This is a genomic window from Acidovorax sp. GW821-FHT11A03, from assembly GCF_058809075.1.
Genome location: NZ_JBXASG010000004.1, coordinates 209,824 through 232,825 on the forward strand (window position 1 = coordinate 209,824; position 23,002 = coordinate 232,825).

The following is a 23,002-nucleotide window of genomic DNA, read 5'->3' on the forward strand; positions in this document are numbered from 1 at the left end:
TCAACCCGGGTGATTGCCCGGTTGTTCGGGCAACCACCACCGGGCCATCACGGTGCGGGCGGCGAGGCGGGCACCGGGGGCAGCGCCGGGGCGGCTGGCGCGTGGTGCGCACCCCGCAGCCGGCGCACCAGGCGCCCGAACCGCTGGCCCAGATCATCCACCCCGGTGAAGACGGCGGGGATGACCAGCAGGCTCAGCAGCGTGGACGTGATGAGCCCCCCGATCACCGCCACCGCCATCGGCGAGCGGAAGCTCGCGTCGGCCGCGCCGATGCCGATGGCAATGGGCAGCATGCCCGCGCCCATGGCCAGCGTGGTCATGATGATGGGGCGCGCGCGCTTGTGGCACGCGTCGATCAGCGCCTCGAAGCGCGTCATGCCGTGCTCGCGCCGCGCCAGGATGGCGTACTCGACCAGCAGGATGGAATTCTTGGTGGCGATGCCCATGAGCATGATGAGCCCGATGAGCGAGGGCATCGAGAAGCTCTTTTGCGCGATCAAGAGGCCCACGAACGCGCCGCCCAGCGACAGCGGCAGCGCCGCCAGGATGGTCACCGGGTGCAGGAAGTCCTTGAACAGCAGCACCAGCACGATGTAGATGCACAGCACGCCCGTGAGCATGGCCAAGCCAAAGCTGGCGAACAGCTCGCCCATCATCTCCGCGTCGCCGATGGTGATCTGGCGCACGCCCGGCGGCAGGTTCTTGATGGAGGGCAGCGCCTCCACGGCCTTGGTCACGTCACCCAGCGGCTGGCCCGACAGCTCGATCTCGAAGTTCACGTTGCGCGCGCGGTCGTAGCGGTCCACCACGGCCGGGCCGCCGCTGAATTCGAGCGTGGCCACCTGGCCCAGCATCACCGGGCCCTTGGCGCCCGGCACCGCCAGGCGCTCCAGCAGCGACAGGTCCTTGCGGGCGTCGTCCTGCAGCTTCACGACGATGGGCACCTGCCGCGACGCGAGGTTGAGCTTGGGCAGCGACACGTCGTAGTCGCCCATGGTGGCGATGCGCAGGGTCTCGGCGATGGCGCTGCTGGTCACCCCCAGGTCGGCGGCCCGGGCGAAGTCCGGGCGCACCGCGATCTCGGAGCGCACCAGGCTGGCGGTGGACGAGATGCTGCCCAGGCCCGGGATGGTGCGCAGGTCCTTCTCGACCGCCAGCGCGGCCGTGGTCAGCGCCTGCGGATCGTCGCCGGAGAGCACCAGCACGTACTTCTCGCCCGATCCGCCCAGGCCCACCTTGCTGCGCACGCCGGGCAGGGTTTCGAGGGCCGTGCGGATCTTGTTCTCGATGCCCTGCTTGCGCGGCCGCTCGCCGCGCTCGGCCAGCAGGATGGTCAGCGTGGCCTTGCGGGTCTCGGCATTGGCCCCGCCCATGAAGGGGTCCGCCCCCGCGGAGCCACCGCCGATGGTGGTGTACACGCTCTGCACGTACTCCACCTTGGCGATGCGCTCGCGCGCATCCTCGGCCACGGCGCGGGTCTGCGCGAGCGTGGCGCCGGGCGGCAGCTCCAGGTACACCTGGGTCTGCGAGTTGTCGTCCGGCGGGATGAAGCCGGTGGGCAGCAGCGGGATCAGCGCGAGCGAGCCGATGAAGAACGCCGCCGTGGCGATGAAGGTGATCCAGCGGTGCCTGATGCACCAGGCCGCCCAACGCAGGTACACGGTCATCCAGCGCGGGTCCTGGTGCTTGTCCACGATGGGTTTAAGGATGTAGGCCGCCATCATGGGCGTGAGCACGCGGGCCACCACCAGGCTGGCGAACACGGCCAGCGACGCGGTCCAGCCAAACTGCTTGAAGAACTTGCCCGCGATGCCGCTCATGAAGGCCGTGGGCAGGAACACCGCGATCAGCGTGAAGGTGGTGGCCACCACCGCCAAACCGATCTCGTCGGCCGCCTCCATGGCCGCCTGGTAGGGCGTCTTGCCCATGCGCAGGTGGCGCACGATGTTCTCCACCTCCACGATGGCGTCGTCCACCAGGATGCCCACCACCAGCGACATCGCCAGCAGCGTGATCACGTTGATGGAAAAGCCCAGCAGGTGCATGCCGATGAACGCCGGGATCACCGACAGCGGCAGCGCCACGGCCGAGACGAACGTGGCGCGCCAGTCGCGCAGGAACAGCCACACCACCAGCACGGCCAGCAGCGCGCCTTCGTACAGCAGGTGCATGGAGCCGTCGTATTCCTCCTGCACGGGCTGCACGAAGTTGAAGGCCTCGGTGATCTCCAGGTCGGGGTGCTGCGCGCGCATCTCCTTGAGCGCGGCCTGCACGGCCCCGCCCACCTCGATCTCGCTCGCGCCCTTGCTGCGCGCCACCTCGAAGCCCACCACGGGCTTGCCGTTGAGCAGGGCCAGCGCGCGCGGCTCGGCAATCGTGTCCGACACCGTGGCGACCTGATCGAGCCGCACGTGGCGGCCGTCCGACAGCGACAGCGTGAGGCTGGAAAGCTCCTGGGCCGACTGCACCGTGGCCAGCGTGCGCACGGGCTGCTCGCTGCCGCCCAGGTCGGTGCGGCCGCCGGCGCTCTCGGTCTGCACCAGGCGCAGCTGGCGCGACACGTCGGCCGCCGAGGCGTTGAGCGCCTGCAGCTTCACCGGGTCCAGCGCCACATGCACCTCGCGCTGAACACCGCCCACGCGGTTGACCGCGCCCACGCCGCGCACGGTGAGCAGCTTCTTGGCCACGGCATCGTCCACGAACCACGACAGCGCCTCGCTGTCCATGCGGCTCGAGGCGATGGTGAAGGCCAGCACGGGCTGCGCGGCCAGGTCCATCTTGGTCACGATGGGGTCGCGCACGTCGCCGGGCAGGTCGCCGCGCACCCGCGCCACGGCCGAGCGCACATCGTCGAGCGCCTCCTGCGTGGGCTTTTCCAGGCGGAACTCGGCCGTGATGGTGGCGCCGCCGTCCTGCACCTTGGTGTAGATGTGCTTCAAGTCCTGCAGCGTGGCGATGCTGTTCTCGATCTTGCGCGCCACGTCGTTTTCCAGCTGCGCGGGCGATGCGCCCGGCAGCGCCACGGTCACGGAGATCGTGGGCAGGTCGATGTCCGGAAAGTTCTGCACCTTCATCGCGTTGAACGACAGCAGGCCGCCGAACGTCAGCAGCACGAACAGCATCAGCGCCGGTATCGGGTTCTTGATGGACCAGGTGGATACATTCATGGAGAACGCTCCTTATTTGATAGCTACCAGCGCTTGATCAACCTGCGCTACAGGCACTTTTTGTTTGAAATCCTGCAGGGAGGAGGTGCTGCCGCTCGCCGGCGGCGCGCCGACCACACGCACCAGGTCCCCGTCATTCAGGAAACCCGCGCCGCGCACGGCGACGGAGGCATTCGCGTCCAGGCCCGAGAGCACTTCCACCCGGTCGGCCACGCGGCGCCCCGTCTGCACCTTGCGCTGCTGCACGCGCTGCTCGGCGCCCACCACGAACACGTACGAGAACCCGTCGCGCACCACCAGCGCCTCTTGCGGCACCGTGAGCGCATCGCTGCTGCCCAGCGCGAACTCGCCGCGCGCGAACATCCCGGCGCGGAAATCGCTGTTCGCCGGCAAATCGACATACACCAGCGCATTGCGGGTTTGCGGGTCCACCGTGGGGGCCACCATGCGCACGGTGCCTTCGGCCGCCGCGCCGCTGGCCGCGGTCACGCTGACCTTGGCGCCCGGCGCGATGCGGCGCAGCTCGGTGGACGTGACTTCGGCGCGCCATTCGAGGCGCCCCTTGCGCACCATGCGGAACAGCTCCGTGCCCGCGCCCACCACCGCGCCCACCGTGGCCGTGCGGGCCGAGATCACGCCGCTGTCGGGCGCCACCACCTGCGTGTACTTCAGGCGCAGCTGCTGCGCGTTCAGCGTGGCCTTGGCGGCCTCCACCCGGGCCTGCGCCGTCTTCTCGGCGGTGGTGTACTGCTGGATCTGCTGCTGGCTCAGGGCACCCGTGGCCTGCAGCGAGCGGGCGCGGTCGGCATTGGCTGCGGCCTCGGCCGCGTTGGCCTGGGCTTCGAGCAGGCTGGCGCGCATCTGCGCCACGTCGGCCTGCACCGTTTCGGCCGAGAAGGTGGCGAGCACCTGTCCGGCCTTGACCACGTCACCCACATTCACCCGCACATCGGTCAGGCGCAGTCCATTGCTTTCGGCGCCGATGCTGGCTTCCTGCCAGGCAGCGACGTTGCCGTTGGCCGCCAGGCGCAAAGGCACCGACGTCCGCTGGGGCTGCGCCGTGCTCACCGTGAGCGCGGGGCGGGGCTGGCCCGCCTTGGGCTCGTCGGCGGCGCGCGATGCGCTGGAGAAAACCAGGGCGCCGCCGGTGGCCAGCACGCAGGCAGCAATCACGGCGAAGGCCGTCGGAGAGAACTTGAAGGAAGAGAAATTTTGCATTTGCTTTCGTCCTGAAGAATTCATATCAACTTTCCACGGCGCTACGCGCCACTCGCACGGGATGAAACTGGCGCGGCGCAGGCCAGTGCCCCCGCGCAAGGGCCGCCCCGCCGCGCCGGGGGCGTCCCCCTCTCCCGACTCGCCCAGCGAGTCGGGAGAGGGGGAATGCGCGAAGCGACTCAGGGGGTGTTTCACTCTTTCCAGCCACCGCCCGCGGCGCGGTACAGCGAAACCCAGGCGGCCTGGCGTTCGTGCTGCAGCGCGATCAGCGCGTTCTCGGCCGCCAGGGAGGTGCGGCGCGCGTCTTCCAGCTCCACCAGGCTCGCCAGCCCGCCGCGCCAGCGCGCCTCCGTGGCATCGAACGAGGTGCGGTAGCCCGCCGCCGCCACCCGCGCACTGGCATTGCGCTCGGCCGTGCTCTGCAGCCGCACCAGCGCCTGCTCGACCTCGCTCACGGCCTGGCGCACCTTGGCGCGGTAGAGCGCGGCGGCCTCGTCGTAGCGTGCCTGCGCCGCCTCCACCTGGGCGCCACGGCGGCCGCCGTCGAACAGGGGCACGCTGAGCGCCAGCGGGCCGATGGTCCAGGTGTTCAGGTCGGTCGTCACGCCGCCGCTGCGCACCCAGGCCGTTCCCACCGAGCCGCTGAGCGACAGGCGCGGGTAGCGCTGGGCCTGTGCGCTGCCCACGTCGGCGCTGGCGGCGGCGACTTCGCGCTCGGCGTTGTACACGTCGGGGCGCTGGGCCAGCACCTGGGCGGGCAGGGCGGCGATGGCGAACAGGGTGTCGGGCGCGGCGGATGCCGGCGTGGACAGGCGCGCGCGCAGCGCGGGCTCTTCCCACCCGGTCAGCGCCACCATGGTCTTGACTTCGACATCGCATTGCATGCGCTGCTGCGATGCGCGCGCCTGGGCTTCGGCGGCGCTGGCACGCGCCAGGGCGGCGGTGGCGGGCGCCGTGAAACCGGCGCGTTCGCTGAGGTCGGACAGCCGCGAGGTCTCGCCGCGCGACTGCGCATCGCGCTCGGCCACACGCAGCTGCTCCAGGCAGGTGCGCAGGCTGCTCGTCTGCTGCGCCACCTCGGCGGCCACGCTCACGCGCGCCTCGTGCCACAGCGCCTGCGCGCCCGCCAGCCGCTCGTCGGCCGCCGTCTTGGTGGCCCGGTTGGCGCCGAAGAGGTCGATCTCCCAGCTCGCCTGCAGCCCGGCCTGCGCCGTGGTGGCGATGCCCGCGAGCTGCTCGTTGAATCCCCGGCTGGCGCTGGCCTGCGCATCGAGCGACGGCAGCAGCGCGGCGCGGCTGCTCACCTGCGTGGCACGCGCCTGCGCGATGCGGGCCTGGGCCTGCGCCACGCCAGGGCTGATGGCTTGCGCGGCATCGATCAGCTCGACGAGCAGCGGGTCGCCCAGCTGCGTCCACCACCGCGCCAGATCCCCCAGCGAGCCCTGGTGCGGCAAGGGCGCCTGCCACGCCACGGGCGGCGGCGCGGGCACCTGCGCGGGGGGCGCCGTGACGGCACAGGCTCCCAGGGCCAGCGGCAGGCAGGCGGCCCAGAAGAATCGGGTCTTGCTCAAAGTCATGCGTTGGATTCCTTGTGCGAATTCCGTGAAGTACTGCGGCGCGCGGGCCGTTGTGCGGCCTGCCGCCGGGCGATCTCGCCCTGCACCATGCTCAGGGCGTAGCCGGTCAGCCGGTCCACCCACTCATCCACAGCCCCCGACCCTGCCAGCTGCGGCGCAATGACCTGCAGCGGGTCGCGCTGGGTCCACATCTGCATGATCAGCCCGGCCAGGGAAAAGGCGAGGCGGTGCATGTCGTCGTCCACCTCCTGCACGCCCATGTGGCGGCACAGCACCTGGACCAGGGCCAGGTGGGGGGCCCGGCACTCGCGCTCGATGAGCTCGGGCCACACGTGGGTCGGGTCCAGCAGCTCGCGCACATGCAGGCGCAGCGACTGGGTCACGAGGTCATCGTGCTTGAGCGGCTCCAGAAACCCCCCGAAATAGGAGGCGAGCGCCTGCGGCAGGGTCAGTGCGGGATCGGCGAACACGGCGATGAGGTCGCTGCCGCTGCCAAAGGGTTCATAGAACGTGGCCGTGTACAGCCGGGCCTTGTCGCCAAAGTGGTAGGCGATCGCGGCGACATTGGTGCCAGCGGCCTCGGCGATGGCACGCACCGAGGTCTGTGCGAAGCCCCGCTCGGAGAACAGCTGCAGCGCCGCGTGCAGCAGGCGCGCGCGCGTGTCCTCGCCATCACTGCGGGCGGTGCGCTGGGCTGCGGGAATGAAATGGGCGCCAAAACTCATGGCACCGGATTAAACACCAGAATTCAAACAGTTGTTTGAATTGGCGAAGGCCAGCGGAAAATTCGCCCGCCAAAAATGCAACGAAACGTCACGCCGGGGCCGGCCTCAGCCGAACACCGCCCTCCACAGCGCCAGCACCGCATTCCGCTCGGCCTGCAGCGCGGGCGGAGCAACCTGGGTGGGCGCCTCGTCCAAGCGCGCCACGTGCTGCACGCGCCGCAGTTCGCGGTAGGCGTCGGCCGCCGCCATGCCCACGCCGGGCGGCAGCAGGCCCACCTGCTCGGCGCGCTGCAGCAGCGCGATGTTGCCCACGTTGCCCACCAGCTCCGGGTGGTTCGCGGATTGCGAGAGCACGAGGTACTGCACCGCGAACTCCGCATCCACCATGCCGCCCGGGCTGTGTTTCACATCGAACTGCCCGTCGCGCGTGGGGTGCGCCGCGCGCACGCGCTCGCGCATGAGCACGATCTCCTCACGCAGGGCGGCGGGGTCGCGTTCGGAGGTGATCACGGCCTCGCGCACGGCATCGAAGCGCGCCTGCAGGGCATCGCTGCCCATCACGAAGCGCGCGCGCGTCATGGCCTGGTGCTCCCAGGTCCAGGCGGTGTTGCTGCCCCGGCGCTGCTGGTAGTTGGCGTAGGCCTCGAAGCTCGTGACCAGCAGGCCCGAGCTGCCATTGGGCCGCAGTGCGGTGTCGATCTCGTACAGGTCGCCCTCGCCCGTCTTCACGGTGAGCCAGTTGATGAGCTTGCGCACGAAAGCGGCGTAGACCTCGGGCGCGCGTTCATCGTCGTCGTCGAACACGAAAACGATGTCCAGATCGCTGCCGTAGCCCAGCTCCTTGCCGCCCAGCTTGCCGTAGCCAATGATGGCGAACTGCGGGCTGTCGCGGTGGCGAGTCTTGAGGCGGCTCCAGCACCATTGGGCCGTGATGCGCAGCACGCTGTCGGCCAGGGCGGACAGGTCATCCGCCACCTGCTCGACGGTGATGCGCCGCTCCACATCGCGCGCGAGGGTGCGGAAGGTTTCCGCGTGCTGGGCGCGGCGCAGCAGGTTCAGCAGGGTTTCGTCATCGTCCTCCCCCGTGGACTGCAGGGACGCGAGCCGCACGGCCAGTTCGCGCTCGAAGTCCGCCACCACGAAGCGCTCGGCCAGCAGCGAATCCCCCACCAGTTCATCGATCACGCCCGGGTGCTGCAGCAGGTAGCGGGCGGGCCATTTGGCCGCGCCCAGCAGGTGCAGCAGTTGTTCGTGCACGGAGGGGCGCTCCAGCAGCAGCGCCAGATAGCTCTCGCGGCGCAGCAGTGGCTCCAGCCAGTTGGCCAGGCGCAGCGCGGCCTCTTCGGTGACGCGGCCCTCCTTGAGCCACTGCGCGGTGCGCTGCACCAGCCGGAACAGGCGGGCGCGGGCTTCGTCGCGCAGGCCCGCCACGCGCGGGTGGCTGCGCCACTCGGCCACGCGCTCGCGGAATCCGGGCGGCAGCTGTTCCAGCAGGGTGTCGAATTCGGGGGGCGGGGGCGCCGAGGCGCGAGGGCCGCCGCAGCCGCCCCCATTGCACTGCTTCTTGCCCGCGCCACCCAGCAAGGTGTCGAACTCCTGGGCCACGAGTTCGCGGTGCGCGTCCAGCTCGTGCAGGAAGGCGCAGCAGTCGGTGTAGCCCAGGGTGTAGGCGATCCAGGCGAGGTCGTCGTCGCGCGTGGGCAGCACGTGGGTCTGCTGGTCGTCCAGGTACTGGATGCGGTGCTCCACCCGGCGCAAGAAGACATAGGCGCGCGCCAGGGCATCGGCGGTTTCCTGCGGCATGAGGCCCGCCTGGGCCAGGCGCGTGAGCGCATCGAGCGTGGGCCGGCGGCGCAGCTCGGGAAACTGGCCGCCGCGCACCACCTGCAGCAGCTGCACCGTGAACTCGATCTCGCGGATGCCGCCGCGCGAGAGCTTGACGTCGTTGGCGCGCTCGGGGTGGCCCGCGCTGCGCTTGGCCGCATGGTCGCGGATCTGGCGGTGCAGGGAACGCAGCGCATCGAACACGCTGTAGTCCAGGTAGCGGCGGAACACGAAGGGCAGCACCACGCCCCGCAGCGCCTGCACCTCGGGGCTGCCAATGCAGTCGTGGGGCGCCACCACCCGGCTCTTGAGCCAGGCAAAACGCTCCCATTCGCGGCCATGCAGCTGCAGGTACTCCTCCAGCGCCGACAACGAGACCGACGGCGGGCCGGAGTTGCCATTGGGGCGCAGCGCCAGGTCCACGCGGAACACAAAGCCGTGCTCGGTGGTATCCCCCACCAGGCTGTAGATGGCCTTGACCGCCCGCGCGAAGTATTCGTGGTTGGAGATGCGCCCCCGGCCGTCGGCCGTGCCCGCGGTCTCGCCATCGTGTTCGTATACGTAGATCAGGTCGATGTCGCTGGAGACATTGAGCTCGCGCGCGCCCAGCTTGCCCATGCCGATGATCCACAGCTGCACGGGCTGGCCGTCCGGTCCGCGTGGCGCGCCGTGGCGCTCGTCCAGCTCCTGCCGCGCCTGGTGGCTGGCACGGTCCAGCGCCAGCTCGGCCAGCTCGGTGACGGCGCGGGTGATGTCGGCGAGCGGCGCCTGCGCGTCGCAGTCCAGCTGGACGAGCCGTTCCATGACGAGCTGGCGCAGCACGCGCAGGGCCGTGCCCGTGTCGCAGCCGCGCGAGCGCAGCGCATCGTAGGCCGTCTCCATGGTGGCCAGGACCGGCGCCCCTGCGGGCAGCAGGGACAGATCGTCCGCATAGCGGCGGTGCAGGCGCTGGTAGAAGCGCGAATGCGCGGCCAGCGGGCCCTCGGGACGGGGCTGGTGGCAGCGGGGATCAGCGGGAGACGCGGGCATGGCAGACATGGCAAGGGGCCACATACATAAGGACACTGGTTTGTAGTGAACCCGCGCTAAGGCCGCGGGTCATAATTCCTGCCACATTCAATCCCACCATGATCGCTCCCACCACGCACCCCACCCGCCTGCTGAAATTCGTGGCAGGTCTCGCGCGGTGGTCGCTGGGTTTGCTGCTGGCCTTCTGGCTGCTGCTGGCCATCGCGTGGGGGGCACTTCATGGCTGGATTGTGCCGCGAATCGGCGATTTCCGCCCGCAGCTGGAGGCGCATGCCGCACGGGCCCTGGGGGTTCCGGTGCGGATCGGGGCCATCGCGGCGCACACGGAGGGCCTGATCCCATCGGTCGAACTCTCGGATGTCGCGCTGCTGGACGCCGCGGGCCGTTCCGCGCTGCGCCTGCCGCGCGTGGTCGTGGCGCTGTCGCCCCGCTCCTTGCTCAATGGGGGTTTCGAGCAGCTCTACATTGAAGGGCCCGAGCTGGAGGCGCGGCGCACCGCCGACGGGCGCATCCAGGTGGCAGGCCTGGACTTTTCCCAGCAGCAGGGCGAGGACAACGCCGCGGCCGACTGGCTGTTTTCGCAGGGCGAAGTGTTCATCCGCAATGGCACGGTGCGCTGGACCGACGAGCAGCGCGGTGCCCCCGAGCTTGCCCTGGAGAAGGTGGACCTTCTGCTGCGCAATGGCAACTGGCACCACCACCTGCGGCTGGACGCCACCCCGCCGGAGGCCTGGGGCGACCGCTTCACGGTGGTGGGGCTGTTCCGCGCGCCGCTGCTGAGCGCACGCGACGGCAACTGGAAGCACTGGAACGGGCAGGTGTTTGCAGATTTCGCGCGGGTGGACGTCTCGCGGCTGCGCCACCACGCCGACGTGGGCGTGGAGGTAGCCCACGGCCGTGGCGCGCTGCGCGCCTGGGCCGACGTGCAGCGCGGGCAGATCGTGGGCGGCACGGCCGACCTGGCGCTGGCCGACGTCAACGCGAAGCTGGGCCCCGATTTGCAGGCGCTGGTGCTGCCCTCGATCCAGGGGCGTCTCGGCGGCCGCCGGCTGAACGGGGGTTTCGAGTTTTCAACCCAGGGCCTGCTGTTCCAGACCGATGACGGACTGACCTGGCCGGGCGGCAATTTGCGGCTGGTCCACACGGCCGCCGCGGGCAAGGTGCCCGCCCAGGGCGAGTTCCGCGCGGACCGCCTGGACCTGGCCGCGCTCGCGCAGATCGCGAGCCGCCTGCCGCTGGGGGCCACGGCACACGATGCGGTCCGCACCTACGCGCCGCAAGGCCTGGTGGATGAGATCCAGGCCACCTGGAAAGGCCCTCTGGACAACCTGCAGCAGTACCAGCTGCGCGGGCGCATCCGCGGCCTCGCGCTGGCCGGCGATACCTCCGCCGGGGCCACCGCCCACCTGGGCCTGCGCGGGGCCACGGTGGACGTGGACATGACCCAGGGAGGGGGCAAGGCGGCCCTGACCATCGCCTCGGGCGCCCTGGTGCTGCCCGGCGTGTTCGAGGACCCCGTGCTGCCCCTGGACCGGCTCAGCGCCGACGTGCGCTGGCAGCTCGAGGGCAGCCGCATCGCGGTGCAGGCCAACGACGTGCAGTTCGCCAACGCCGACGCGCAGGGCGAGGCACGGGCGACCTGGCACACGAGCGATGCGGCCAAGGTGCCGCACCAGTCGCGGTTTCCCGGCGTGCTGGATCTCACCGGCACGCTGCACCGCGCCGACGGCACCCGCGTGCACCGCTACCTGCCGCTGTCCATTCCGGCGGATTCGCGCCACTATGTGCGCGACGCGGTCGTCACGGGCAGCGCCAGCAACGTGCAGTTCCGCGTGAAGGGCGACCTGCACCACCTGCCGTTCAACGACCCCAGACAGGGCGAATTCCGCATCGCCGCGCGCGTCAAGGACGTGACCTACGCCTACGTGCCCCCCAGCCTGCAGCCGGCGGGCACCCTGCCCTGGCCCGCGCTGACGGAACTGGGCGGCGAGCTGATCTTCGAGCGCTCGTCCATGCAGGTGCGCGGCGCCACCGGCAGCTTCGCGGGGCGCCAGGGCCTGCGCCTGTCCAAGGTGGATGCCCGCATCCCGGACCTGGCCCACACCGTGGTCAGCGTCAGCGCCGACGCCCGGGGGCCGCTGCCCGAACTGCTCGCGCTCATGGGCACGTCGCCCCTGGGCCGCATGACCGGCAACGCGCTCGATCAGGCCAGCGGCACGGGCAATGCGGACTTCCAGCTGCGCCTGTCCCTGCCCATCAGCGACATCAACAAGTCCAAGGTCCAGGGCAGCGTCACGCTGGCCGGCAACGAACTGCGCATCACGCCCGACACCCCCGCGCTGAGCCGCGTGCGGGGCGTGGTGCAGTTCACCGAGGGCGGCTTCTCGCTCAACGCCGTGCAGGCGCAGGCGCTGGGTGGCAGCGTCAAGCTGGAAGGCGGCATGCGCGCGCTGCCGGCCCACGCGCCGGCGGCCGAGTCGGCCGTGCAGGTGCGCGCCCAGGGCACCGCGACGGCCGAAGGGCTGCAGCAGGCGCCGCAGCTGGGCATGCTCTCGCAGCTGGCGCGCCACGCCACGGGCAGCACGCCGTACGCCATGACGCTGGCGTTTCGCCGGGGCGTGCCGGAGGTGCAGGTGACGACCAGCCTGCAGGGGCTGGCGCTGGCGCTCCCGCCGCCGCTGGGCAAGACCGCGGAGACCAGCCTGCCCCTGCGCTTTGAAACCCAGGTGGCGCGCGAATCCCTGGCCGGCGTGACCCAGGCCGGGCACGGGAGCGGTGCCGAAGCCCCGCCCCTGCGCGACCAGGTCACGGTGGACCTGGGCGCGCTGGGTTCGGCCGTGTACGTGCGCGATATCAGCGGGCCCCAGGCCCGGGTGCTGCGGGGCACCATCGGCGTCGGCCTGTCGGGTGGCGAATCGGCCCCCATGCCCGCCCAGGGCGTGGCCGCCAACATCAACCAGGGCAAGCTGGATGTGGATGCCTGGGAGGACGTGCTGACGCAGGCCACCTCCCGCGTGGAAACCGCCGCGCGCGCGCCGGCCGCCGCGGCCCCGGCCAGCGCGCACAGCCTGGCGCAGGACTACCTGCCCACCACGCTGGCCCTGCGTGCGCGCGAGCTCACCCTCCAGGGCCGGACGCTGCACAACATCGTGGCCGGGGCCCTGCGCGACGGCACCACCTGGCGCGCCAACCTCGATGCCACCGAACTCAACGGGTACCTGGAATACCGCCAGCCCGGCGCCGCCGACCAGCCCAACGGGCGCCTGTTCGCACGACTGTCCCGCGTGAACATGCCGCAAAGCGATGTGAACCAGGTCGAAGCGCTGCTGGATGAACAGCCCGGAGCCCTGCCCGCGCTGGACATCGTGGTGGACGACTTCGAGTTGCGCGGCAAGCGGCTGGGGCGCGTGGAGATCGAAGCGCAGAACCGCGGCGGCGATGGCGCGCAGCGCGAATGGCGCCTCTCCAAATTCAACATCACCGCCCCCGAGGCGAATTTCACCGCCAACGGCAACTGGGCGGTGATGAATGCCGCGGGAGGCGGGCCGCGCACCCCCGACCGGCGCACGGTGCTCAATTTCAGGCTGGACATCCGCGACTCCGGCGACCTGCTGGGGCGCATGGGCATGCCGGGCGTGGTGCGGCGCGGCAAGGGACGCATGGAGGGCCAGGTGGCCTGGATGGGCGCGCCCTTCAGCCCGGACTACCGGTCCATGACGGGCCAGATCAACGTGAACATCGAAGCAGGCCAGTTCCTCAAGGCCGAGCCGGGCCTGGCCAAGCTGCTCAGCGTGCTCAGCCTGCAGTCGCTGCCGCGGCGCCTCACGCTCGATTTCCGCGACGTGTTCAGCGAAGGCTTCGCGTTCGACTTCGTGCGCGGCGACGTGCGCATCGAGCAGGGCGTGGCCACCACGAACAACCTGCAGATGAAGGGCGTGAATGCCGCCGTGCTGATGGAGGGCAGCGCCAACATCGACCACGAGACCCAGGATCTGCGCGTGGTGGTGGTGCCCGAGATCAATGCCATGACGGCATCGCTGGTGGCCACCGCCATCAACCCCGTGATCGGCCTGGGCAGCTTCCTGGCCCAGGTGTTCCTGCGCGGACCGCTCATCGAGGCCGCCACGCAGGAGTTCCGCATCGACGGCACCTGGACAGACCCGCGCGTCGTGCGCGTCCCCCGCCGCGGGCGCGAGCCGGGCCCCGCCAGCGACGCAGCGCCCCGCACCAGCCCCGCCAGAACCGGAGAAGCCTCATGATGAAAGTCGCCGCGATCCAGATGGTGTCGGGCACCCGCCTGGAAGACAACCTGCGCGCCGCGCGCACGCTGCTGGAGCAGGCGGCCGGCACCGGCGCCGAGCTGGCGGTGCTGCCCGAGTACTTCTGCGCGATGGGGCACAAGGACACCGACAAGCTCGCGCTGCGCGAGACCCTGGGCGAAGGCCGGATTCAGGATTTCCTGGCCAGCGCGGCGCGCGACCTGCGGATGTGGGTGGTGGGCGGCACCTTGCCGCTGCAGACCGCCGCGCCGGACCGGGTGCGCAACACCACCCTGGTGTTCGACCCCACGGGCGGCTGCGTGGCGCGCTACGACAAGATCCACCTCTTTTACTTCGACAACGGCCGCGAGCAGTACCACGAAGGCCGGGTCATCGAGGCCGGTGGCACGCCCGTGCAGTTCGAGCTGCCATCGCGCGACGGCCACCGCTGGCGGGTGGGCCTTTCCGTGTGCTATGACCTGCGCTTCCCCGAGCTGTACCGCCTGCATGCCAGCGCCGGAGCGGACCTCCTGCTCGTGCCCAGCGCGTTCACCCACACCACCGGCCAGGCGCACTGGGAGGTGCTGCTGCGCGCCCGCGCCGTGGAGAACCTGGCGTACGTGCTGGCCCCCGCCCAGGGCGGCGTGCACGAGAACGGCCGGCACACCTGGGGCCACAGCATGCTGGTGGACCCCTGGGGCACCATCCTGGCCGAGCAGGACCAGCAGGCGGGCGTGGTGTCGGGCGTGGTCGACGCGCAGCGCCTGCGCGACGTGCGCCTGCAGCTTCCCTCCCTGTCGCACCGCGTCCTGTGAAGATCCCGCAGCAGCGCACACTTTTCAGGCGCTGGCGGGGCGCATGGCGGCGCTGGTCGCTGTGGACCCTGCTGGTACTGCTCGTGATCTCCATGCTCGCCACCATGGTGTGGCTTGCGGGGCGGTACGAGGCCAGCCAGGTGCAGTCGCGCCTGGAGCGCGACACGGCCGACGCGGTGTCCGACATCCGCGTGGCGCTCACGCGCAACCTGCAGAGCCTGCAGGCGCTGCACGCGGGCGACCCGGGCCAGCTCGCCTGGGAAGTGGATGCCTCGGAGCTGCTGCGCAACCGGCGCGAGCTGGTGCGCATCGAGTGGCGGGATACCAGCCTGCGGGTGCGCACGCATGCCCAGTCGCCCTACCGCCCCGTGGCCTGGGACGCGCGGCTGCGCGAAGGCAACCAGTCCGACGCCGCCATTGCCTGCGCCAATGCGCGCCGCCTGAGCAGCCCCGCCTATTCCAGCAGCTACTTCCAGCCGCACGGCGACGGGCTGGGCTCGGAAATGATGGAGCTGTGCCTGCCCCTGAGCTCGGGGGGGCGCAGCACAGGCTTCCTCGTGGCCACCTACTCCCTGCAGGACGTGCTGATCAACCTGGTGGCGCACAACCTCACGCGCAGCCAGGAGGCCTCCTTCACCGAGGCCGACGGCACGCGGCTGGCCGTGCTGGGCGCCGCGCGCCGGGGCTCGCGCATGTTCACGGCCACGCACCTGCTGGATCTGCCCGGCAGCACGCTGGTGCTGCGCATGGACACCTGGCACAGCGCGCCCAGCCTGTTCCCCAATGTATTGACCGCGCTGGTCACCGCCATGTCGATCGCGCTGGTCACCGTGATGGTGGTGCTGGTGCGCGACAACCGCCGGCGCCTGCGCGCCGAGCGCGACCTGGCCGACGCGCTGGCATTCCGCAAGGCGATGGAGGACTCGCTGGTCACGGGCCTGCGCGCCCGCGACCTGGAAGGCCGCATCACCTATGTGAACCCCGCGTTCTGCGCCATGGTGGGGTTCAGCGCCCCGGAACTGCTGGGCCAGAGCGTGACCGCACCCTACTGGCCGCCCGAGCGCGTGGAGGAGTACCGCCAGCGCCAGGCCATCCGCTTCGCGGGCACCATGCCGCCGCGCGAGGGGTTCGAGTCCGAATTCATGCGCAAGGACGGCACGCGCTTTCCGGTGCTCATCATCGAGGCCCCGCTCATCAACGCCCAGGGCCTGCACACGGGATGGATGAGCGCGTTCCTCGACATCAGCGAGCAGCGGCGGGTGGAGGAGCTTTCGCGTGCCTCGCAAGAGCGGCTGCAGGCCACCGCCCGGCTGGCCACCGTGGGCGAGATGGCCTCGCTGCTGAGCCACGAACTCAACCAGCCCCTGGCCGCCATCTCCAGCTACGCCACGGGCTCCATCAACCTGCTGGAGGCGCCGGCGCCCCAGGCGGGAAGCCCGGCGGGCGCCGCACCCAACGCGGAGCAGCTGCAGGACGTGCGCATGGCCATGCAGCACATCGCGCGGCAGGCCGAGCGCGCCGGCAAGGTGATCAAGAGCGTGCACGACTTCGTGCGCCGCCGCGACCAGGCGCGGGAGGCCGTGCAGGCGCGCCAGCTGCTCGACGCCATCCTCCCGCTGGTGAGCCTGCAGGCGCGCAAGCTGGCCGTGCGGGTGAACACCACGGTGGAGCCGAACCTGCCCCCCGTCCTGTGCGACCGCACCATGGTCGAGCAGGTGCTGCTCAACCTGGCGCGCAACGCCATGCAGGCCATGGACGACCCCGCCATTCCCACGCGCGTGCTCGACATCCGCGTGCGGCGCGCCGCCTCGAACCAGCACAGCGGATGGATCGAGTTCGCGGTGACGGACCTCGGAACCGGCATCGCGGCGGACGTGGCGAAAAAACTCTTCACGCCCTTCTTCACCACCCGCGCCGAAGGCATGGGCCTGGGCCTCTCGATGTGCCGCACGGTGATCGAGCAGCACGGTGGTTTTCTCGGATTTGCCCCCCACGAGCCGCGTGGTACGGTCTTTACCTTCACGCTGCCCGTTCCCCAACCTTCGCCTGACACCTGATGGAACCCGTATCCAACGCCACCGTGTACATCGTGGACGACGACGCCAGCGTGCGCGAGGCGCTGGCCTGGCTGCTGCGCTCGCGCCGGCTCCCGAGCGAATCGTTCGACAGCGCCGAGGCGTTTGATGCCATGCTGCAAAGCCGCCCGGCGCAGCGCCAGCCCTGCTGCCTGCTGCTGGACGTGCGCATGCCCGGCATGAGCGGCCTGGCGCTGTTCGACCTGCTCGCCGTGCGTGGCGACCTGGCCACCATGCCGGTGATCTTCCTCACGGGCCACGCCGACGTGCCCACGGCCGTGGACACGGTCAAGCGGGGCGCCTTCGATTTTTGCGAGAAGCCCTTTTCCGACAATGCCCTGGTGGACCGGATCGAGCAGGCGCTGGCGCAGTCGGCGGAGCGGCTGGCGCAGCTGCGCGAGCGCAGCGACCTGCAGGTGCGGCTCGCGGACCTGACGGAGCGCGAGCGCGATGTGATGGACCTGGTGGTGGCGGGCCTGCCCAACAAACTGATCGCCGACCAGCTGGACATCAGCGTGCGCACGGTGGAAGTGCACCGCTCGCGGGTGTTCGACAAGATGCAGGTCAAGTCGGCGGTGGAGCTGGCCAACCTGCTGCGCACGGGGCAGTAGGCTGGCCCCCGCGCCCGCGCGCCGGGGTGCGGCGGCTAGCCGCTAGCCGCGCGGGCGCTCACCCACGAAGATTTCCACCCGCCGGTTGCGGGCGCGGCCATCGGCCGAGTCGTTGGTGGCGATCGGGTAGCGCTCGCCCATGCCATCGATGGCGATGCGGCGCCCGTCCACGCCCCGTGCCGTGAGGTAGCTGCGCGTGCTGGCGGCGCGGTCCACCGAGAGCGGGTTGTTGATGGCGTCGCTGCCGGTGTTGTCCGTGTGGCCCACGATGCGCACATCGGTGTTGGGGTTGTTGCGCAGGCCGGCAGCGAACTGGTCGAGCACCGGGGCAAAGTTGGGCTGGATGTCCGAGCGACCCACGGCGAACGAGATGTCGCTCGGGATGTTGAGCATGAGCTGGTTGTCGGCCGTCTGCGTCACGGCGATGCCGGTGCCCTGGGTCGCACGCTCCATCTCGCGCTTTTGCCGCTCCATGTTCTGCGACCAGATGTAGGTGCCCAGCGCCCCCACGCCCGCGCCCACGACCGCCCCCGTGCCGGCGCTGCCGCCGGTGGCGGAGCCGATGACGGCGCCGGCCAGCGCGCCCACGCCGGCCCCTGTGGCGGTACGGCGCTGGGTGTCGTCCATGCTGGCGCAGCCCGTGGCCAGGACGATGACGGCGGTGGCGCCGAGAAGAATGTGTTTGCGCATGGTGGTGCTCCTTGAAAGATTCGTTGGAGCTGGGCGCTTCGGGAGTTCCGTTCGCGTGCCGTGTGGCCTGTCCTTGGCCCCGGCCTCGGGTGCGCCCAGCTCAACGCCATCGTGGCCGCGGGCTGGCATGGGCGCCATCGGCACAGCGGCACCCTGGCTGTAGGACGGCACCGCCTGGCGCCCGCGCCCCGCGCGCATGCCAAGTCACTGCGCCGGGGGCGGTGGAGGGGCGGCGGCGGGCGGCGGCGGCGGGGAATCCTTCGGGAGCTGCTGCAGCTCACCACCCTTGCGGCCTGAGAACATGGTCCACCAGACGATGGCGACCAGCAGCACCAGCGCGAGCAGCGCTTCAAGCAAAATCAGCCCCATGAAATTGACACTCCCAAGAACGTATTTACGGTCACCCCGTGGCCGCGCAGAGGCCTTTGCGGGATGGGATACAAGGCGCGGTGTGCGGCCCATGGCCCCGCTATTGGCAAGCGCCGCCACGCAGCAGACCGACCGCAAAGCCCTCGGCCCTTCGGGCTGGAGTGAAAACGGGCGATGGGACGCCCCGGCTGCTTGCACAAGCGCGAGCCCCTGCGGCGCATCCGAGCCATCCACTCATCCCGAAGGCACTCCAACACGGCCACGGCATGATCGCAAACACCTTCTAGGCCTTGTATTGACGGCACTGATTGTAGGAACGCTGGCCGCCTGCTCGAGCCCACCGCCCGCAAGCCCCTCCCGCCCCCCGGCCATCCCGGCGCCCCTGCCGCCCGGCGCGGTGGTTCTGCCGGGCGACACCGGCCCGCTGCCCCCGCCGATGTCCCAGCCCAAGAGCCGCTGGGTGCCCGTGCGCTGGGCCGAGCTGCCCGGCTTCACCGAAGACGCGCTGCACGAGGCCTGGAACGCCTGGATCAAGAGCTGCGAGCGGCCCGCGCCGCCCTTCACCTCGCTGTGCAGCGACGTGCGCCAGCTGAGCATCGCCACAGGTGAGGAGCAGCGCGCCTGGCTCATCGCGCGGCTGCAGCCCTACCGCGTGGAGGCGACCGACGGCAACCCCGACGGCCTGCTAACGGCCTACTACGAGCCGATGATGGAGGGCTCCCGCCAGCCCGGCAACGGTTTCAACGTGCCGGTCTACCGCGTGCCCGCCGGGCTCGGGACGCGCAAGCCCTGGTACACGCGCCAGCAGATCGAGACACTGCCCGAGGCCCAGGCCGCGCTGGCCGGCCGGGCCATCGCCTGGCTGCGCGACCCGGTCGAATCGATGGTGCTGCACATCCAGGGCTCGGGCCGCCTGCGCATCGCCGAGGCGGACGGCACGGTGTCGCTGGTGCGCGTGGCCTACGCGGGCACCAACGACCAGCCCTACCAGAGCATCGGCCGCTGGCTGCTGGACCAGGGCTACACCCGCGACGCCACCTGGCCCGGCATCCGCGCCTGGCTGGCCGCCAACCCCCAGCGCACGAATGAGCTGATGTGGACCAACCCGCGCTACGTGTTCTTCCGCGAGGAGCCGCTGAGCCCGCTGGACGCGGGCTTTGGCCCGCGCGGCGCGCAGGGCGTGCCGCTCACCCCCGGCCGCTCCATCGCCGTGGACCGCCAGAGCATTCCCTACGGCACGCCCGTGTGGCTCGCGTCCAGCGGGCCGCAGGTGCAGCTCAACCGCATGGTGATGGCCCAGGACACCGGCAGCGCCATCCTGGGCGCGGTGCGCGCGGACTTCTTCACGGGCTGGGGACCGGAGGCGGGCGACATCGCCGGGCGCCTGAAGCAGAACCTGCGGCTGTGGGCGCTGTGGCCCCGGTGATTTTTTTAGGTCATTTTGGCTTCCAGCCCTTATTGGACAAGCGCTAAAAGCTATTGAATCAGGAGCATTTTCTTCAAGTGTCCCTGTGCCCCAACGCACCGCGACGGGCAGCCCCGTTCACGGGCACGGCACCCGCGCCGCATCGGTTTCCACCCGCTGGGCCGCAGCGGCCGCCGCGAACGCCATGGCCGGCGGCACGGTCACGGTGTGCAGTTGATCGCCTTCGATGCGGTACTCGTACTCGCGCGTCGAGCCCACCATCTCCGTCCTGAAGGTGCTGCCCGCCATGGTGGCCGCATACACCCGGGGGCGGACGACCTGATACCGGTACGTGGTGGTGGCCGTCCCGCTGGTGGTCTTGCAGGTGGATTCGAACTGGTCCGCCTTGAATTGCAGGGTGCAGCGGCCGGAGGTGTCTTCGGCCTTTTCGCCATCCGGGGCGGTCAGCACGATCCTGGCGGCGCGCCAGCAACCGAGCAGGGAGGGGTCGGGGGCCGCCGCGCAGGCCCAGGAGGCCGCGAGCGCAAGGGAGAGAAAGCTGGAACGCGTGAAGCACTTCATAGGGAGGTCAACGTGCAAGGTCAGGGGCTGGGGCGGGCCTTTGCAAGGCATCCCGCGATGGTAGAGGCATCGTCCCTGGCGCCCCGCGCTGCAGGGCTGCCCGCCCCCGGGGCCCTGGCGCCCTACGGCTCCACCGTCCACCGCGTCACCCGCGGCGGCGCATCGCCCACGTGGAAGGCCAGCTTGCGGTCGCGCAGGGCCACGTCCGAGGCCGTCACCCGGTCGAAGCGCCGCAGGTGCTCGGTCCACGACTCGTCCTCGATGCGCTCCACATACCGCGCGGGCTGGCTGATGTCGTGCAGCAGCTGCCAGCCCAGGGCGCCCTGGCGCAGGCGGCTGCGGCGGCTTTCCTGCATGGCGGCGCGGAATTCGGCTGCGCGGGCCGGGTCGATGAAATACTCGATCGTGACCACGAGGTGCCCCGCCCCCGGCGGCACGTCGGCCACGGGCGCCTGGAAGGCGCGCGAGGGGCTCAGGTCCTCCTCCATGCTGCGGTCGGCCACCAGGCGCTGCACCAGCAGCATGGCCACCACGCCGGTGCCTGCGGCGATTCCCAGGCTCGCGTGCACGTCGCTCACCGTGGCCACCTGGCCCCACACGGCGGCACCCAGGGCCGTGGAGCCCATGATGGCCATCTGGTAGATCGACATGCCGCGCGCACGCACCCAGTTGGGCAGCGCCAGCTGGGCCGACACGCTCAGTGAATTGGCCGTGGTGATCCACGCCATGCCGGCCACGAACATCGCGGGCACGGCCACATACACGTTGGGGGCCACGGCCATCACGCCGGTGGCCGCCGCCTGCAGCAGCGTGCCCCGGATCACCAGCACGTCGCGCGCCATGGCCTGGCGCAGGCGCGGCAAGAACATGGCGGCGGTGATGGCCCCCGCGCCCATGGACGCGAGCAGCAGCGTGAAGGTGCCCGCGCCGCCGCCTTCCAGGCCCCGCGCCAGCAGCGGCAGCAGGGCCAGCAGCGCGGTGGCGTGCAGGAAGAAGATGGAAATGCGCCACAGCACGGCCCGCATGCTGGGCGACTGCCGCACGAACTGCAGGCCCACGCGCATGGCGCTGGGCAGCTTCTCGCGGCCGAGCGGGCTGGGCACGTGGGTGCGCTTCCAGCGCATGATGACCAGGCCCGAGATGACGGACAGCACGGCGTTGAGCACGAACACCCAGGCGCTGCCCGCGCTGGCGATGATGGCACCGGCCAGCAGCGGGCCGATGATGCGCGAGGCGTTCATGGCCACGCCGTTGAGCGCCAGCGCCGCGGGCAGCTGCGGGCGGCTGACCAGCTCGGGCACGATGGCCGCGAACACCGGCCAGCGCATGGCCAGGCCGATGCCGTTGGCGAACGTGAGCGCGAGCAGCAGCGGCGCCGTCATGCCGCCCGCCATGATGGCCACGCACAGCACCAGCGCCACGGCGGCCACCCAGAACTGCGTGGCGATGAAGTAGCGCCGCCGGTCCAGGATGTCGGCCAGCGCACCGCTGGGCAGGCCCAGCAGGAACACGGGCAGCGTCGAGGCCGACTGCACCAGGGCCACCAGGATGGGCGAGGTGGTGAGCGTGGTCATGAGCCAGGCGGCCGCCACGTCGTTCATCCACATGCAGGTGTTGGCCGCCACCCAGGTGAGCCAGAGCATGCGGAACACGGGCACCGACAGCGGCGCCAGGGGCGAGAGCGAGGCGGAGTGGTCGAGCCGCGCCGCCACGGATTCTTCCGTGCCCTGGGCGAGGGCCGCGCGGTCCGCGGCCGCTTCACGCGCCGCGAGGTCGGCGGGCGCTTCGGGGGCCGGGCTCAGTTCAGGAGGGGGCGGGGGCGCAACGCTGCGCGTGCTTTCGTGGGACGGCAAAGGTGGCATGTCCGCGCATTGTGCGACGGGTTCTGCCGCCGCGCTGCGCCCGGCGGCGCGTCCGACGCCGGTGCAGGGGCATGGCCCGGGCCGGCGGCCCGATGCCTTTTGGGCACCTGGCGCTTTCCCAGCAAGCGCCACAAGCTATTAAAATGATAGCAATCAGGATTTGGCGCGCGCCAGGTGCGTGAGCGGCAGCGCGCTGCTGGCCTTGACCTCGCCCAGCGAAAAGCTGGTGTGCATGTCTTTCACGTTGGGCAGGTTGAGCAGCACGTCGCGCGCGAACTGCGAAAAGCTGTCCAGGTCGCGCGCCACCACCTGCAGCTCGAAGGTGCCCGTGCCGCTGATGTAGTGGCAGGCCACCACCTCCGGGATGCGCGCGATCGCCGCCTCCATCTCGCGCGTGAGGTCGCCGGTGCTGCGGTCGGCATCCAGCCGCACGAACGCCAGCACCCCCAGGCCGATCTTGTGCCGGTCGATCTCGGCGCGGTAGCCCTTGATGAAGCCCTGCTCCTCCAGCGCCCGCACCCGCCGCCAGCAGGGCGCGGCCGAAAGGCCCACGCGCTGGGCCAGTTCGGCGTTCGTCAGGCGTGCGTCAGCCTGCAGCTCATTGAGGATGGCGATGTCGAATTTGTCGAGAGTGTTCACAAAATGGCCGTACCGAGAAAGATCCTTTCTCAGAATAGCCCAAACACGGCACAGAACGCAAAGACATATCAGCAATGCAGACATACACTTCTCTGCACACTGGAGTCGCTGCCCTAAACGGGCGGAAGGACTGCGCCCCGACCGGGCCCACAAGG

The 23,002-nt window shown here is 70.7% G+C and carries 15 protein-coding genes; 5 read left to right on the forward strand and 10 right to left on the reverse strand.

The genetic code is table 11. The features are described from left to right. Nucleotides 1–47 precede the first annotated feature (47 nt). The 5 genes from AC1RVY_RS11445 to glnE form a co-directional block, all read right to left on the reverse strand. Nucleotides 48–3,167 (reverse strand): efflux RND transporter permease subunit, encoded by a 3,120-nt coding sequence (locus AC1RVY_RS11445; protein ID WP_492806646.1) that lies wholly within the window; start codon nt 3,165–3,167, stop codon nt 48–50. A gap of 12 nt (nt 3,168–3,179) precedes the next feature. Continuing rightward, nucleotides 3,180–4,385: an efflux RND transporter periplasmic adaptor subunit gene (locus tag AC1RVY_RS11450; RefSeq protein ID WP_492806647.1), complete on the reverse strand. Its 1,206-nt coding sequence runs from the start codon at nt 4,383–4,385 to the stop codon at nt 3,180–3,182. A 191-nt stretch (nt 4,386–4,576) separates the two neighbouring features. Then, nucleotides 4,577–5,962, reverse strand: coding sequence for an efflux transporter outer membrane subunit (locus AC1RVY_RS11455; protein WP_492245170.1), 1,386 nt, complete (start codon nt 5,960–5,962; stop codon nt 4,577–4,579). Beyond that, the gene (locus AC1RVY_RS11460; protein WP_218339431.1) at nt 5,959–6,687 is read right to left on the reverse strand and encodes a TetR/AcrR family transcriptional regulator; all 729 of its coding nucleotides are present in this window, start codon (nt 6,685–6,687) and stop codon (nt 5,959–5,961) included. Before AC1RVY_RS11460 ends, AC1RVY_RS11455 begins: the two co-directional genes overlap by 4 nt. A gap of 105 nt (nt 6,688–6,792) precedes the next feature. Beyond that, nucleotides 6,793–9,540, reverse strand: coding sequence for a bifunctional [glutamate--ammonia ligase]-adenylyl-L-tyrosine phosphorylase/[glutamate--ammonia-ligase] adenylyltransferase (gene glnE / locus AC1RVY_RS11465; RefSeq protein ID WP_492806815.1), 2,748 nt, complete (start codon nt 9,538–9,540; stop codon nt 6,793–6,795). Nucleotides 9,541–9,638: 98 nt separating this feature from the next. Here glnE and AC1RVY_RS11470 point away from each other — a divergent pair, with 98 nt between their 5' ends. Genes AC1RVY_RS11470 through AC1RVY_RS11485 form a run of 4 tightly spaced genes read left to right on the forward strand, consistent with a single transcriptional unit; the run spans nt 9,639 to nt 17,300 of the window. Then, complete coding sequence (locus tag AC1RVY_RS11470; RefSeq protein ID WP_492806648.1) at nt 9,639–13,799, forward strand: YhdP family protein; 4,161 nt, start codon at nt 9,639–9,641, stop codon at nt 13,797–13,799. Then, nucleotides 13,799–14,614: a carbon-nitrogen hydrolase family protein gene (locus AC1RVY_RS11475; RefSeq protein WP_218297221.1), complete on the forward strand. Its 816-nt coding sequence runs from the start codon at nt 13,799–13,801 to the stop codon at nt 14,612–14,614. The genes AC1RVY_RS11470 and AC1RVY_RS11475 overlap by 1 nt, the downstream gene beginning before the upstream one ends. Continuing rightward, the gene (locus AC1RVY_RS11480; RefSeq protein ID WP_492806649.1) at nt 14,611–16,671 is read left to right on the forward strand and encodes a two-component system sensor histidine kinase NtrB; all 2,061 of its coding nucleotides are present in this window, start codon (nt 14,611–14,613) and stop codon (nt 16,669–16,671) included. The genes AC1RVY_RS11475 and AC1RVY_RS11480 overlap by 4 nt, the downstream gene beginning before the upstream one ends. Continuing rightward, the gene (locus AC1RVY_RS11485; RefSeq protein ID WP_218297133.1) at nt 16,671–17,300 is read left to right on the forward strand and encodes a response regulator transcription factor; all 630 of its coding nucleotides are present in this window, start codon (nt 16,671–16,673) and stop codon (nt 17,298–17,300) included. Before AC1RVY_RS11480 ends, AC1RVY_RS11485 begins: the two co-directional genes overlap by 1 nt. A 42-nt stretch (nt 17,301–17,342) precedes the next feature. Here the strand turns inward: AC1RVY_RS11485 and AC1RVY_RS11490 are convergent, their stop codons facing one another. Continuing rightward, nucleotides 17,343–17,990 (reverse strand): YiaD family glycine zipper/OmpA-like lipoprotein, encoded by a 648-nt coding sequence (locus tag AC1RVY_RS11490; protein ID WP_218297132.1) that lies wholly within the window; start codon nt 17,988–17,990, stop codon nt 17,343–17,345. A gap of 204 nt (nt 17,991–18,194) precedes the next feature. Continuing rightward, the gene (locus tag AC1RVY_RS11495; RefSeq protein ID WP_492806650.1) at nt 18,195–18,359 is read right to left on the reverse strand and encodes a hypothetical protein; all 165 of its coding nucleotides are present in this window, start codon (nt 18,357–18,359) and stop codon (nt 18,195–18,197) included. A gap of 295 nt (nt 18,360–18,654) precedes the next feature. Between AC1RVY_RS11495 and mltA the strand changes: the two genes are divergently transcribed. Beyond that, nucleotides 18,655–19,785 (forward strand): murein transglycosylase A, encoded by a 1,131-nt coding sequence (mltA, locus tag AC1RVY_RS11500; protein WP_369643732.1) that lies wholly within the window; start codon nt 18,655–18,657, stop codon nt 19,783–19,785. Nucleotides 19,786–19,902: 117 nt separating this feature from the next. Here mltA and AC1RVY_RS11505 read toward each other — a convergent pair whose 3' ends face one another. The 3 genes from AC1RVY_RS11505 to AC1RVY_RS11515 all read right to left on the reverse strand — a co-directional run bounded on the left by AC1RVY_RS11505 (nt 19,903) and on the right by AC1RVY_RS11515 (nt 22,847). Continuing rightward, on the reverse strand, nt 19,903–20,346 hold the full coding sequence (locus tag AC1RVY_RS11505) for a hypothetical protein (RefSeq protein ID WP_255594852.1): 444 nt from the start codon (nt 20,344–20,346) through the stop codon (nt 19,903–19,905). Nucleotides 20,347–20,468: 122 nt separating this feature from the next. Beyond that, the gene (locus tag AC1RVY_RS11510) at nt 20,469–22,208 is read right to left on the reverse strand and encodes an MFS transporter (protein WP_218339426.1); all 1,740 of its coding nucleotides are present in this window, start codon (nt 22,206–22,208) and stop codon (nt 20,469–20,471) included. A gap of 153 nt (nt 22,209–22,361) precedes the next feature. Beyond that, nucleotides 22,362–22,847, reverse strand: coding sequence for an Lrp/AsnC family transcriptional regulator (locus tag AC1RVY_RS11515; RefSeq protein WP_218297128.1), 486 nt, complete (start codon nt 22,845–22,847; stop codon nt 22,362–22,364). Between the last annotated feature and the right edge of the window lie 155 nt (nt 22,848–23,002).